The organism is Kibdelosporangium philippinense (assembly GCF_021390435.2).
GTDB lineage: Bacteria > Actinomycetota > Actinomycetes > Mycobacteriales > Pseudonocardiaceae > Kibdelosporangium > Kibdelosporangium philippinense.
Genome location: NZ_JAJVCN010000001.1, coordinates 2,642,835 through 2,655,520 on the forward strand (window position 1 = coordinate 2,642,835; position 12,686 = coordinate 2,655,520).

The window sequence follows — 12,686 nt, forward strand, 5'->3', positions numbered from 1 at the left end:
CATGAGCGCAGGGGATCCTGACAACAGATTCGCCGATGTGCTCAATGGATTCAGCCTGAACTTCCGTTCAGGTGGCCATGCCGGACCGTCGTCCGCTGAATCGATACCGCCACGGCCAGTGCCCGCACACGCCGCCGAACCCGACTATCCGGTCGAGCAGGCATCCAGTGTCCGGGCATACGCCTGGACAGGTGGGCGGACGCGGTCGAACTACCGGATGGAGATCGAGACCCTGGTCTCGACCAGTGCGCGAGCGCTGGAGAAGATGTGGGAGCTCAAAGGCGAGCACCAGGAAGTTGCCGAGCTGTGCCGTCAGTCCAAATCGGTCGCCGAGGTTGGCGCGCTGCTGCGGCTGCCGCTCGGCATCGCCAAGGTTCTGCTCGGTGACATGGCGATGCTCGGTCTGATTACCGTGCACGAGAGCAACTCCACCAGCCCGGACATGGAACTGCTCGAACGAGTCCTCAGAGGACTGACGAACCTCAGGACGTGAGCTCGCCAAGCAGCTTGACGGCGCGCCTGTGGTCGCCGACAGTCACCGCGATGATCTCGGTGGCGCCAGCATCCTGGAAGCGTCGGAGTTCTTGTGCCACTTGGTTTTCATCGCCCGCGATCACGGTGTCGCCGATGTTGTCGACACCCTCCCGGTCAAGAATGCGGCGATAGCTTGGAAGATCGCGGGCAGGCGCGTACGTCCGGTTGAGACTTTCCCGTGCTGCCTCAGGGTCATCGGTCACGGCCACCGTGACGGTCGCGACGATCTTGGTGCCTTTCCCGCCTTTGTCCAATGTGGGCGCGAAGTAGTCGGCGATTGTCTTTGGCCCCGCCCAGACCGTGATCGTGCCGTCGGTGAGTTCGGCGGCGAGCTTGAGCATCTGCGGGCCGAGTGCGGAGATGAGCACCGGCGGCGGCTGGCTTCCCCTGGCGGTGATTTGCCCTTGTGTTGTTAGGGTTTCGCCTTGGTAGTCGACGCTTTCCCCGTGCAGCAAGGGGATGAGAGCGGTCAAGTACTCACGCATGTGGCGGATGGGTTTGTTGTAGTCGTAGCCGTACTGCGCTTCGATCAGCGGCTTGTGGCTCGGTCCGATACCTAAGATCAGCCGATCGCCGACGGTCAATGCTTGGGCTGCCAACGCAAGCGGGTGATGTGGGTATGTCCGCACGACGGCCGCGCCTAGGGCGATGTCCGGCACCTCGCGACTGGTCATCGCCAGCAGGGTGAGGGGATCCCAAGACAGCCGTTCGCCGAGCCAGACGGCTTGGATGCCAGCCTGTTTGGCCGTTGCGACCTCCTCGAAGTACTCGTCGATGGTCTTGCCCATGTCCTCGACGAACAAGCCGATCCGCATGTCGGTCGCCCCCTGTAAGTGGACTAAATCCTTCCGCTTACGCTACACTAAGCGGAAGGATATCGTCCACATTCCGGGAAGGGCGGCATGAGAGCGGACGCGCAGCGCAATCGTGCTCAGATCGTCGCCGCCGCGCGCACGCTGTTCGTATCCAAGGGTGTGGACACCCCGATGGAGGAAATCGCCCGCGCGGCCGGGGTTGGCGTTGGCACGCTGTACCGGCGTTTCCCCGACCGGGATGCTCTGATGAACGCGGTGTCGACGGACATGTTCGAACGTCTGGTCGAGATGATCACCTCGGCTTCGGCGGCTGAATCGTCCGCATGGGGAGTATTGCAACGGTTTCTGCGGTCATGGGCGGAGATGCGGCTCGGCCTGTTGCTCGACCCGATGTGTCACGGGATGCCCGCGGCGATCGAGGCGGATCCGCAGCTGCGTACGGTCCGGCAGGAGTGGCTCGACTTGTTCGATGACCTGATCCAACAGGCCCATGTGGACGGTGAGCTACGGAAAGACGTTGGCCTTGCGGAGATCGCGACGTTCATGAACATGGTCGTCCGGGACGACCGCAGCGAGGTCACCGACCGGATTCTCGACGTGATGATCGATGGACTGAAGGCTTAGGTGACCTTGCGGACCTCGCCCCCGCGGGCGGCGTCGATCAACGACTGTTCGGTGGGAGAGAGATCACTCGGCATGCCGGGGCGGGCGTCCGGGGTCCCGTCGGTGTCTGCCACACCCGGCATGTTGCTTCCATCCGGCCATTACCGGCGGCTGGCCAGTGCGGCCGTTGGACTGAAAATCACACGGGGAACTTGATGCCGGTCAGCTCCTCCGAGACTGTCCACAAGCGACGCTGGACTTCCACGTCGTGCGATTGGGCGCTGGATTTGACCAGGACCGGCCTGCCACGGGCCTCGCCGATGCCGGATGGGCCGTAGTATTGGCCGCCAAGAACATTCGGGTCTGTTGCCGCGCGCAGAATCGGCAACGAGCCGTTGGCCGGTGTCTGAGTGACCACCGGGCCGAGCACCCGGTACGCGATGCGAACCCCGAGGGGAGGGTTGCGCGTCAACTGGGTCCGTGCGCCGCCGGGGTGCGCGGCGACGGCGATTGTCTTGCCCTTGCCCGATAGCCTGCGCTGCAGCTCATAGGTGAACAACAGATTGGCCAGTTTGGACTGTCCATACGCGCCGGCCCAGCTGTAGGACTTCTCCCACTGCAGGTCGTCGAAGTGGATCGCGGCCTGCATCCGGTGGCCGACGCTGGAGACCGTGACCACCCGTGAGCCGGGCACCGGCAGCAGCATGTCCAGCAGCAGGCCGGTCAACGCGAAGTGACCGAGGTGGTTGGTGCCGAACTGCAGCTCGAAGCCGTCGGACGTGGTCTGTTTCGGCGTGTACATCACGCCAGCGTTGTTGATCAACAGGTCGATACTCGTGACATTGTCGCGGATCGCGTCCGCCGCCGTGTGGATCGAGTCCAATGAGGTCAGATCCAGCCGTTGCACCCGCACGTCCGCGCCGGGGCCGGCGGTGCGGATCCGGTCGGCGGCCGCGTTGCCCTTCGCGACGTCGCGGACGCCCAGAACCACTGTGGCGCCACGGGAGGCGAGCATCTTCGCCGCCTCGAAGCCGATCCCGCTGTTCGCGCCGGTGATCACCGCGGTCCGGCCGTCCTGGCTCGGCACGTTCGCTGCCGTCCACTTTTGTTTTGCCATGATCTCTCCTGGAGTAGAATCCGGGGCGCGCGTTCCGGTTATCGACGACTATACGGAACGTGCGCCCCGTTTGTCGAGACAGGGAGGAGCGTCACCGTGCGTGCCGACGCTGCCCGAAACAGAGCCAAGGTCCTCAAGGTGGCCTACGAGACGTTCGCCGAGGAGGGGCTCGGCGTGCCGATCGACGAGATCGCCCGGCGGGCCGGGGTCGGCGCTGGCACCGTGTACCGGCATTTCCCCACCAAGGATTCGCTGTACCAGGCGGTCGTCACCGATCGGATGCGCCAGCTTTCCGAGGACGCGCAGGCGCTCGCGGCCGAGGATCCCGGGGGAGCGCTGTACACGTTCCTTCGCCGGATGATCGACGAGGCCGCTGTCGACCACGGTCTCGTCGACGCGATGGCTGGGATCGGGATCGATATGAGTGTCGTGGTCCCCGAGGGGGAGCGGGAGTTCATGGTCGCTCTCGGCGAACTGCTCATACTGGCCCAGCGGGCGGGCACCGCGCGGTCCGATGTGGACGTCATGCACGTGAAGACGTTGCTGATTGGTCTACAGGCGATGCAACGGTTCGGTGGCGATTCCGATCGGATCTTTCAGATCATCCGGGACGGCCTGGCACGATCATCGTGACGTGAGGGTCGAGTTCGGGGCGTTGGGCGCCACAAGGTGGTCTTCACGGCGCGAGGTTTGTACAGTCAACTGAACAGGTCTGAACCGGATCAGGGAGCTCGAGATGGCACAGGCCGAGAGCAAGGCGTTCCAGATCGAGGCGAACGGCATCAACGTGATCACCGATGCCGAGCGCAAAGGAACGCCGCGCCAGCTGTTCTGGCCATGGTTCGCTGCCAACGTCTCGGTGTTCGGCCTGAGCTACGGCTCGTTCGTGCTCGGCTTCGGCATCTCGTTCTGGCAGTCCGTGATCGTCGGCATCATCGGTATCGGGGTGTCGTTCCTGCTCTGCGGATTGATCGCGGTCGCGGGCAAACGCGGATCCGCCCCCACGATGGTGTTGTCCCGCGCGGCCTTCGGCGTCCGCGGCAACCGGCTGCCTTCCCTGATCTCGTGGATGCTGACCGTCGGCTGGGAAAGCGTGCTGACGATCCTGGCGACGTTCGCGACCGCCACCGTGTTCGAACGGCTCGGCTGGGGCGGCGGTACGACCACGAAGATCGTCGCCTTGATCGTGGTGACCGTGCTGACGGTCGCCGGTGGCGTGCTCGGGTTCGAGCTGATCATGCGGATGCAGACGTGGATCACGATCATCACCGGCGTGCTGACGGTCGTGTACATCGGATTTGTCGCGCACCGCGTCGATTGGTCCGCGGTGTCCGCTGTGCCCGCGGGCTCGGCGCAGAACGTGATCGGCGCGCTCGTGTTCCTGATGACCGGGTTCGGGCTCGGCTGGGTGAACGCGGCTGCGGACTATTCCAGATACCTGCCACGCGGCACGTCTGGTCGCGCGGTCGTCGGATGGACGGCGTTTTCCTCGTCGCTGGCGCCGGTGGTCTTGCTGCTTTTCGGTTTGTTGCTGGCCGGTTCGTCCAGTGAGCTGAACGAGTCCATCGCCGCCGACCCGATCGGCGCGCTGGCCGCGATCCTGCCGACCTGGTACCTCGTGCCGTTCGCGTTGGTCGCCGTGCTCGGCCTGGTCGGTGGGGCGGTGCTGAACATCTATTCGTCCGGTTTGACCTTGCTGGCGCTCGGCATCCGGATCCCGCGCTATGCCGCGTCTTTCGTCGATGGCGTGGTCGTGGTGATCGGCACGGTGTACGTCGTGTTCTTCGCAGGCACCTTTTTCGGTCAATTCCAGGGCTTCCTCATTACCCTCGGCGTGCCGATCGCGGTATGGTCCGGCGTCATGTTGGCCGATATCGCGCTACGCCGAACCGACTACGCGGAACAGGACCTGTATGAGCCATCTGGGCGGTATGGGGATATCCGTGTGCTGCCGATCGCGACCGTGCTGGTTGGCACGGCGATCGGCTGGGGCTTGGTGACCAACAGCAGCGCGGAATGGCTTGGCTGGCAGGGCTATCTGCTCTCACCGCTCGGACTCGCCGACGGCTGGTCCGGCGCGAACCTCGGGGTGCTGGTGGCGTTGGTGATCGGCTTCCTGGTCACGTTCCTGTTCAGCCGCAAGCAAGTCAGTGCACAGGAGCGAGTGTGAACGATCGAGTTGGCAGGCTGAAGCACGAGCGGATCGTCGAACAGCTGGCAAAAGAGATCCAATCAGGACGGCTGGCGCATGGCGCCCAGCTGCCGGGCGAGAACGCGCTGGCCGCGCGGTTCAGCGTCAGCCGTAACACTGTTCGGCAAGCGTTGACAGAGCTCGGCAACCAGGGCCTGATCGCGACGCATTCGGGCAAGGGCTCGTTCGTCACGTTCGACGACCGGACCATCGACGACCGTCTCGGGTGGACCCGCGCATTGGCTGACCAGGGCGTACGTACCGAGGTCATCCGGATCGCGCTGGTCGAGGAGGTCGAGCTGGCCGAGCGGCTCGGCCTTGAATCGGCCGAACTGATCGCTGTGGACAGATTGCGTTCCATAGTGGACGGCATCCCGATTTCCTTTGAGCGGAGCCGTGTCCCGGCCATCGGGAGCCTGCGTGACCTGCCGTCCCAAGGACTCGACGGATCGCTGTACGAGGCACTACGCGGCGTCGGCCTCGTGCCGGACTACGGCGAGGAGTGGTGCGAACTCCACCGTCTCAGTGCGACAGAGGCCGAACTGCTCCAGCGTCCTGTGGGTGAGCGGTTCATGCGCACCCGGCGACTGGCCCATGACGTCAACGGCCAGTTCGTCGAGCACGTGGAAAGCCTGCTCGATCCCGACCGGTTCCGCCTGCACCTGAGGTTCGGCAGCTAGGGATCACACGTCATGTCCCGAGCGGGAAGGGTGCCGTCGAGCAGGTAGCGGTTCACGGCGGCGGCCACGCATTCGTTCGGGTAGTAGGGAAATATGCCGTGTGTCCTAACTGGAACAGTGACTAGCTTCGAGCCACGCATCGCCCGGTACATCCCGAGACCGTTCGCATAGGTCGTACGAGTGTCCCTGGTCGCGTGGAGGATCAACGCGGGCAAGGAATTCCCGACCGCGAGCGGTCGTTCGCGCGGTGGAGCCCAGAAGGCACAGGGTGACGCCATACTGTGCATCGCGCCGAAGATCGGCTGGGTTGCCCGTGCACGCTGGACAGCGCGCCAGTAGTACTCGGGATCGCGCGGCGCTACCTTGTCGCCGCAGATGATCGCGAGCATCAGGGAGTTCTGGGCGCTGCTGCGGGTTGTGATGTCGCCGAGTCCGGGGTGTGCCAGGTACGTCGCGACTCCGGTCAACCATTCCGACGGCGGCTCAAGGCCTTTCAGGGCACGGACAGTGCTCGCTAACTGCTCGCGTTGACGGTCGTCTGACGAGACCGCGTTGTACACGAACGGCACGGTGTGCTCGTCCAGGGTCTCATCGCCGACTTGCAATGGCTTGGTCGCGGCATCACGGATGACCTGCTGCATACCTTCACGAACCTCGGCCGCCGTCTGGCCAAGACCCAGCCGTGAGTGCTGTACTGCGGCCCACGCGGCGAACTCGTCGACGGCTTCTTCGTTGGCAGGCCCCATGTCCTGCAGCATCTCGGTGCCGTAGCGCTTCGGGTCACTGGCGCTGTCGAGCACCAGTCGGTCGACCTTGTCCGGGAACATTGTGCTGTATACCGCCCCGAGGTACGTGCCGTACGACTGGCCGAAGAACGAAGTCTTCCGCTCTCCCAACGCGCCGCGGATGACGTCCATGTCCCGTGCGATGTCGCGGGTTGTGATGAAGGGGAGTACCTCCGGGTACTTTCGTTGGCACCGCGCGGCTTCGTCCGCCGACTGGGCGAGCGTGTCGTCGAAACTCGCACGGTCGAACCCGGCCGAACGCATCCAGATGCTGAACTTGAGGCCGCAGTCGATCGGTGTGCTACGGCCAAGTCCGCGGGTGTCCATGCCGATCACGTCGTAGCGGCTGGCTACTTCGGGCGCCAGGCCTGCCCTGATGTCCTTGGGCATGCCGAGGCCGTAGTCTCCTGGCCCGCCGGGATTGGTCTGCAGGATCCCGATTCTGCCTTCGGTGTCGGTTGCTTTGATGCGTGAAATGGCGACCGTGATCGTCCGGCCGCGGGGCTTGCTGTAGTCGAGCGGCACGGTCACGTCCGCGCATTGCGCCGCCAAGTCCGGGTCGGCGCAGTCTGTCCACTCGATGTCTTGTCGGTAGTACTGGTCGATACCGTCAACGGTGCAAGCGGGCCCAGCGAAAACCGCGGTCCCGATGATGACGACGAGCGTCATGGCACCGGTTCGCTTGAGGTTCACACCTTACTACTTTAAGTGATCATCTGGTTACGGAAAGGGTATCTGCACCCGTTTCACGCTTATGGCTAGCCCTACCTAGATCGCTGCTCCGACCAGGTGACCGATGCCGTACGTGGCCGCCATAGCGACGATGCCGCCTGCGACGTTGCGCGCGATCGCGGGCAGACGCGGTGCGCCGCCGAGGCGGGCGCTGGTCGAGCCGGTCAAGGCCAGGGCGAGCACGGCGACGAGGACTGTGAGCGACACGCGAAAGTCGCCAGTCGGGATGATGAACGCCAGCAACGGCAACAACGAGCCCACGGTAAAAGCGACAAAACTGGCGAATGCGGCCTGCCATGGGCTGGTCAGGCCCTCCGGGTCGATTTTCAGCTCGGCCTCGGCGTGTGCCGCCAACGCGTCCTTCTCGGTGAGCTGTTCGGCGACTTCCCGAGCCAGTTCCGGCGACAGTCCTTTTTCCTCGTAGATCTGGGCCAGTTCCTCGAGTTCGTACTCCGGCATCTCCTTCAGCTCACGCCGTTCCTGATCAAGCAGTGCCTTTTCGGCGTCCCGCTGGCTGGAAACCGAGACGTATTCTCCCGCCGCCATCGACATCGCGCCCGCGAACATTCCGGCGAATCCGGCGGTGAGGATTTGCGGAACCGAAGTCGTCGCACCCGCGACGCCGAGGACCAGGCTCGCGGTGGACACCACACCGTCGTTCGCGCCTAGCACACCGGCCCGCAACCAGTTCAGCCGTGCCCCGGTGTCCTCGTGCGGCTCATGGTGTAGTTCCGTTGTCACAGGCCAAGCCTAAGTCATGGCAGCCGTTCGGCCTCTTGCGAAAGTGGTTTAGACCTCTATACGCTGCATATCGCTGTAAAAACCGCCTGTCGTGTCGGTCTGGGCCACCCATCGCGCCCAGTTCAGCGCCGCCATTGATTGAAAGGGCACCTGCATGTCCAAAAATGCGGGAATGTCCGCGATGACGCGGGCATTTGTGGTCCTGGGCTTGTTACTCGGCGTGATTCTCGTGCCAACGCAGAACTCCGCCCAGGCCGCGCCGCAGTTCAACGTGATCGGCTTCTATCACGGGACCTACGATTCGGGGCACATCGCGTTCGTCCGTGAGGCCAACCCTTGGTTCACCCAGGCGGCCGCACAGAACAACTTCTCCTACACCGCGAGCAACAACTGGGACCTGCTGAACAACATCAGCCCCCAGCAGTACCAGGTCGTCATGTTCCTCGACGACCAGCCTGCCTCCGGCTCGCAGCGGGCGGGCTTCCAGCGCTACATGGAAAACGGCGGTGGCTTCTTCGGCTGGCACGTGTCGGCGTTCACCCAGAACGCCTCGCAATGGCCGTGGTACCACAACACGTTCCTTGGCAGCGGCAACTTCCGCAACAACACGTGGTTCCCGACCGCGGCGACGTTGCAGACTGACAACCGCACCCACCCGGCCACCAAGCGCCTGCCCGCGACGTTCCGCTCGTCGGTCAGCGAGTGGTACAGCTGGAACGGCGGCCTGCGCAACAACCCGAACATCACCGTGCTGGCCTCGGTGCACCCGTCGAGCTTCCCGCTCGGCACCGACCCGAACCAGTCCTGGTACAGCGGTGACTACCCGATCATGTGGACCAACAAGAACTTCAAGATGGTCTACGCGAACTTCGGGCACAACTCGGTGAACGGCAGTGGGCAGAGCACGTCGTCCACGTTCGCCAGCGCGGATCAGAACAACTTCATCATCGACAGCCTGCTGTGGCTGGGTGGCGGGACCATCCCGCCGCCGGACCCGCCCGGTCCGATCCCGCCGAACCAGTGGTTCTCGGTGGTGAACAAGAACAGCTCGAAGTGCGTTGACGCGCGGAGCGCGGGAACGGCCAACGGAACCGCTATCCAGCAGTACGCGTGCAACAGCAGCTTGGCGCAGGGCTACCAGTTCCAGGCAACCGACGGTGGCTACGTGCGGATCAACAACCGCGGGAACGCCGCCCAGGTCATCGACGTCAGCAACGTGTCGTCCGCGGACAACGCGCTGCTGCACCTGTGGGCCTACGGCGGCGGGAACAACCAGCAGTGGCAGCCGGTCGCCGAGGACGGCGGCTACTTCCACTTCGTGAGCAGGCACAGTGGCAAGTGCCTGACCGTGCCGAACAGTTCGACCGCCGACAGCGTTCAGCTTGTCCAGCTGACGTGCAACGGCAGCGCCGCGCAGTCCTTCCGGCTGACGCAGCAAGCCTGAAAAACCCTCGTGAGTGGTTATCAGGGCTAGAACCCTGATAACCACTCACGAGGTTCTAGGCTCACCGCTGTGGCTTGTTTGTTCTGTGAGATCGTGGCCGGCGAGAAGCCCGCCTTTGTCGTTGCCGATGAACCCGTTGGCATGGCTTTCCTTGATATCCGTCCGGTTTTCAAGGGGCATACGCTCGTTGTGCCACGGACGCACATCGTGACCCTGACCGACCTGCCCGAGGCCGATATTCCCGGGTACTTCGGCTTCGTACAGCGAATCACGGCCGCGGTGACCGAAGCGCTTGGCGCGCAGGGCACGTTCGTGGCCATGAACAACATCGTCAGCCAAAGTGTTCCGCACCTGCACACGCATGTCGTCCCACGGACCAAAGGCGACGGTCTGCGTGGATTCTTCTGGCCACGCACCAAGTACGCCTCGGACGAGGAAGCTCAGTCGTTCGCCGACGACATCCGTGCGAAGGTGTGACGATGGCGATCGACCTGTCCGGCCAGCCCCGTGTCGCACTCGGCCACTGGCCCACTCCGCTGGATGAATGCCCGAGGCTGTCCGAGGCCATCGGCGGCCCGCGGATCTTGATCAAACGCGACGACGTCAACGGGCTCGGCGTCGGTGGCAACAAGCTGCGTAAGGCCGAGTTCCTGCTGGCGCAGGCCCAGAACGACGGCGCGGACACGATCATCACGTTCGGTGCCGTGCAGACCAACCATGGACGGCAGACCGCAGCCGCCTGCGCGCGCCTTGGCCTGCGCTGTGAGCTCGTGCTGACCAAATCCGTGCCCATGTCCGGCGAGGCGTACGAACGCTCTGGCAACATGGCGCTGGATGGCCTTTTCGGCGCCCACGTGCACGTGTGTGACACGCCTGAGCAGACGGCCGAGGTCTACACCAGGTGGTCGCGGTCGCCGAGGCTGAGGGCCGAAAAACCGCGACCTTCCCGGTCGGCGGGTCCAACGCGGTCGGTGTCCTTGGGTACGTGGAGGCAGCCAGGGAGTTGCACGGCCAGCTGAGTGAGATCGACCGGCTCGTCGTCGCTGTGGGTAGTGCCGGTACCGCGGCTGGGCTGGCGCTGGGAATTCATCTGCTCGACTGGCCGGTGTTGCTGGATGCGCAATGCGTCTCGCACACGGCTGAGGAATCGGAATCCGATATCCGCAGGCTGGCTGGCGAGGCGGCCGAGCTATTGGGCGTGGACACGGGCGACCTTGCGCACGTGCGCGTCTCCGATGGCGCGGTCGGGCCTGGTTACGGCGTCGCGACCGACGAGATGTGGGAGGCGCTGCATCTGTTCGCGCGGACCGAGGGAATCGCGTTGGACCCGGTCTATTCGGGCAAGGCCGCGGCCGGGCTTGTTGCCGGTGTGCGCAGTGGGGCCATTGGGCCTGATGAAACCGTTGTGTTCATGCATACGGGTGGCCTGCCCGGACTGTTCGCCTATGCTCCGGAACTGGTTCGTTTGAGCGAAAACTCGCGGTAGGTATCCCGCGCGAGGTCATCCGCACGGGAATATGGGCCCAGGGTGGGGCTGACGAAAGGCAGGTCCCATGGGGCACAGCAACAAGACCCGGCTTGCCTTGTTGGCGGCCGTACTGACGACCATTGTCGTATTGGCGTCGAGCCTGCTGTTACCTGGCCCGCTCGGCATGTGGGCGGCGATCCTTGTCGGCGCGAACGGAATTGCTGTTCTGCTCGCGAGACATCTGGTGCACCGATGGGAGCAGGCCGAATTGCGGAAAGCGATGGAAGAACAACGGCAGGCCAAGATGCCGGAACCGGTCGCCGAACAACCGACCGCGAGCTCGGAGCCGGAGCAGGCGACGCACGTGCAGTACCCGGTTTCCGCGGTGCCGTTGCCCAGTTCCGAAGTGGATTACCGGTTTCTGTTCTCGGCGACGGTGTGCTGGCGGCAGAGCAGCCCGAAAACCGTTGTACCGCACGCGAGCCCTGGCGACTTGGCCGTGCATTGGATTTTGACCAGGGCCCGTGAACTGACGGTTCTTGAGCGGCCGGAGGATTACCGCGTCGTTCAGCACCGGTTGGCGGTCGCGTTGGGCACGGCGCTGGCCGAGCCGTACGGCCACGTTGTCGCGTGGGCCGTTGACGTGTCGCTGGCGATGTCCGACGAGGACACCAAGCGCCTTGAACGGCTCGCTGAGATGCGCAAGCACGAGCGGATGTGGGAGCAGGAGCGGCGCATGGAGATCAGCATGCGCCGGTACCTCAGCGAGGACGTGCTCAAGGACACCGGCAGCGCGGTCGTCTGGTGGTTGTCGCGGCACACCGACCAGATCGAGGAAAGTGTGCAGATGATCGGCCACCTCGCCCAGCTCACGGCCGCCGCGAACAGCAAGGAGATCCCCGGCCCCGACCTGCTGCGGGCGATTCAGGCGGGGGAGAACGGCAGGCACATCAACGGCTCAGCCCAAGATCTCTAGCGCGACAGGACCGGTTCTACCGGGCGTCCGGCGCGCGGTCGCCCGGTAGAACGCCCTGACATCGAGGCTGGCATCCAGGCGTTCACGCACTGCACGGCCGACCACTGCTTGGCGGCCGTCAGAATAGATCTATTCTGACGACTATCAGAAAGCGGAGGTCGGGATGAACGTGGTGTTGTGGATCGCGCAGGGCCTGCTGGCGGCGGTGTACCTGATGTCAGGGACCTTGAAGGCGACGCAGCCGAGGCAGAAGCTGATCGCGAACATGGGCGGCGGCTGGGTCGAGGATTTCTCGCCAGGCGCGGTCAAGGCGATCGGCGTCGTCGAAGTGCTGGGCGCGCTCGGCCTCGTGCTCCCTTGGGCGACCGGAATCGCCCCTTCGCTCACCCCGATCGCGGCTGCCGGATTCGTTGTCGTGCAGATTCTGGCCAGTGTTGTGCACGGCAGGCGAAAGGAATACAAGAACCTGCCGGTCAACGTTATTCTCTTGGCGCTCGCGCTTTTCGTTGCGATCGGCCGGTTCTGACCGTCCGATCATGATCGGCAGCGGTCCGTAGTGTGATCGCGCACACTCACCATTGTCTTTGCTGGCAACGATGT

Annotated in this window: 15 protein-coding genes; 11 read left to right on the forward strand and 4 right to left on the reverse strand. The window is 64.3% G+C overall.

The window, feature by feature from the left end; translation table 11 throughout:
- The first annotated feature begins 1 nt into the window (after position 1).
- Positions 2 to 493 carry a DUF742 domain-containing protein gene (locus LWC34_RS12100; RefSeq protein ID WP_233725147.1) on the forward strand — a complete coding sequence of 164 codons (492 nt, stop codon included), beginning with the start codon at positions 2 to 4 and terminating at the stop codon, positions 491 to 493.
- On the opposite strand, the gene LWC34_RS12105 is transcribed toward LWC34_RS12100, so the two are convergent.
- On the reverse strand, positions 483 to 1,349 hold the full coding sequence (locus LWC34_RS12105) for a TIGR03564 family F420-dependent LLM class oxidoreductase (RefSeq protein WP_233725148.1): 867 nt from the start codon (positions 1,347 to 1,349) through the stop codon (positions 483 to 485). The genes LWC34_RS12100 and LWC34_RS12105 overlap by 11 nt on opposite strands.
- Before the next feature lie 87 nt (positions 1,350 to 1,436).
- On the opposite strand from LWC34_RS12105, the gene LWC34_RS12110 reads away from it, so the two are divergent.
- Positions 1,437 to 1,973: a TetR/AcrR family transcriptional regulator gene (locus LWC34_RS12110; RefSeq protein ID WP_233725149.1), complete on the forward strand. Its 537-nt coding sequence runs from the start codon at positions 1,437 to 1,439 to the stop codon at positions 1,971 to 1,973.
- A gap of 178 nt (positions 1,974 to 2,151) precedes the next feature.
- Here LWC34_RS12110 and LWC34_RS12115 read toward each other — a convergent pair whose 3' ends face one another.
- Positions 2,152 to 3,069: an SDR family NAD(P)-dependent oxidoreductase gene (locus tag LWC34_RS12115; protein ID WP_233725150.1), complete on the reverse strand. Its 918-nt coding sequence runs from the start codon at positions 3,067 to 3,069 to the stop codon at positions 2,152 to 2,154.
- A gap of 96 nt (positions 3,070 to 3,165) precedes the next feature.
- Here LWC34_RS12115 and LWC34_RS12120 point away from each other — a divergent pair, with 96 nt between their 5' ends.
- The 3 genes from LWC34_RS12120 (at position 3,166) to LWC34_RS12130 (ending at position 5,940) form a co-directional block, all read left to right on the forward strand.
- Entirely contained in the window at positions 3,166 to 3,702 is a 537-nt protein-coding gene (locus LWC34_RS12120) for a TetR/AcrR family transcriptional regulator (RefSeq protein ID WP_233725151.1), read from the forward strand.
- Positions 3,703 to 3,805: 103 nt separating this feature from the next.
- A complete protein-coding gene (locus LWC34_RS12125) occupies positions 3,806 to 5,239 on the forward strand; it encodes a purine-cytosine permease family protein (RefSeq protein WP_233725152.1) in 1,434 nt (477 codons plus the stop codon).
- Positions 5,236 to 5,940 (forward strand): GntR family transcriptional regulator, encoded by a 705-nt coding sequence (locus LWC34_RS12130; protein ID WP_233725153.1) that lies wholly within the window; start codon positions 5,236 to 5,238, stop codon positions 5,938 to 5,940. Before LWC34_RS12125 ends, LWC34_RS12130 begins: the two co-directional genes overlap by 4 nt.
- Here the strand turns inward: LWC34_RS12130 and LWC34_RS12135 are convergent.
- Both LWC34_RS12135 and LWC34_RS12140 read right to left on the reverse strand, forming a co-directional pair.
- The gene (locus tag LWC34_RS12135; protein ID WP_233725154.1) at positions 5,937 to 7,418 is read right to left on the reverse strand and encodes an alpha/beta hydrolase; all 1,482 of its coding nucleotides are present in this window, start codon (positions 7,416 to 7,418) and stop codon (positions 5,937 to 5,939) included. The genes LWC34_RS12130 and LWC34_RS12135 overlap by 4 nt on opposite strands.
- A 75-nt stretch (positions 7,419 to 7,493) precedes the next feature.
- Positions 7,494 to 8,198, reverse strand: a complete 705-nt coding sequence (locus tag LWC34_RS12140) for a VIT1/CCC1 transporter family protein (protein WP_233725155.1) — start codon at positions 8,196 to 8,198, stop codon at positions 7,494 to 7,496.
- Between the two features lie 154 nt (positions 8,199 to 8,352).
- Between LWC34_RS12140 and LWC34_RS12145 the strand changes: the two genes are divergently transcribed.
- The 6 genes from LWC34_RS12145 to LWC34_RS12165 all read left to right on the forward strand — a co-directional run bounded on the left by LWC34_RS12145 (position 8,353) and on the right by LWC34_RS12165 (position 12,612).
- Positions 8,353 to 9,642 (forward strand): ThuA domain-containing protein, encoded by a 1,290-nt coding sequence (locus LWC34_RS12145; RefSeq protein WP_233725156.1) that lies wholly within the window; start codon positions 8,353 to 8,355, stop codon positions 9,640 to 9,642.
- 69 nt (positions 9,643 to 9,711) lie between these two features.
- The gene (locus tag LWC34_RS12150; RefSeq protein WP_308200021.1) at positions 9,712 to 10,119 is read left to right on the forward strand and encodes an HIT family protein; all 408 of its coding nucleotides are present in this window, start codon (positions 9,712 to 9,714) and stop codon (positions 10,117 to 10,119) included.
- A 2-nt stretch (positions 10,120 to 10,121) separates the two neighbouring features.
- Complete coding sequence (locus LWC34_RS57995; protein ID WP_308200022.1) at positions 10,122 to 10,661, forward strand: pyridoxal-phosphate dependent enzyme; 540 nt, start codon at positions 10,122 to 10,124, stop codon at positions 10,659 to 10,661.
- Positions 10,544 to 11,128 (forward strand): pyridoxal-phosphate dependent enzyme, encoded by a 585-nt coding sequence (locus LWC34_RS58000; RefSeq protein WP_308200023.1) that lies wholly within the window; start codon positions 10,544 to 10,546, stop codon positions 11,126 to 11,128. The genes LWC34_RS57995 and LWC34_RS58000 overlap by 118 nt, the downstream gene beginning before the upstream one ends.
- Before the next feature lie 67 nt (positions 11,129 to 11,195).
- Complete coding sequence (locus tag LWC34_RS12160; RefSeq protein ID WP_233725158.1) at positions 11,196 to 12,086, forward strand: hypothetical protein; 891 nt, start codon at positions 11,196 to 11,198, stop codon at positions 12,084 to 12,086.
- A 163-nt stretch (positions 12,087 to 12,249) separates the two neighbouring features.
- Complete coding sequence (locus tag LWC34_RS12165; RefSeq protein ID WP_233725159.1) at positions 12,250 to 12,612, forward strand: DoxX family protein; 363 nt, start codon at positions 12,250 to 12,252, stop codon at positions 12,610 to 12,612.
- The last annotated feature ends 74 nt before the right edge of the window (positions 12,613 to 12,686 follow it).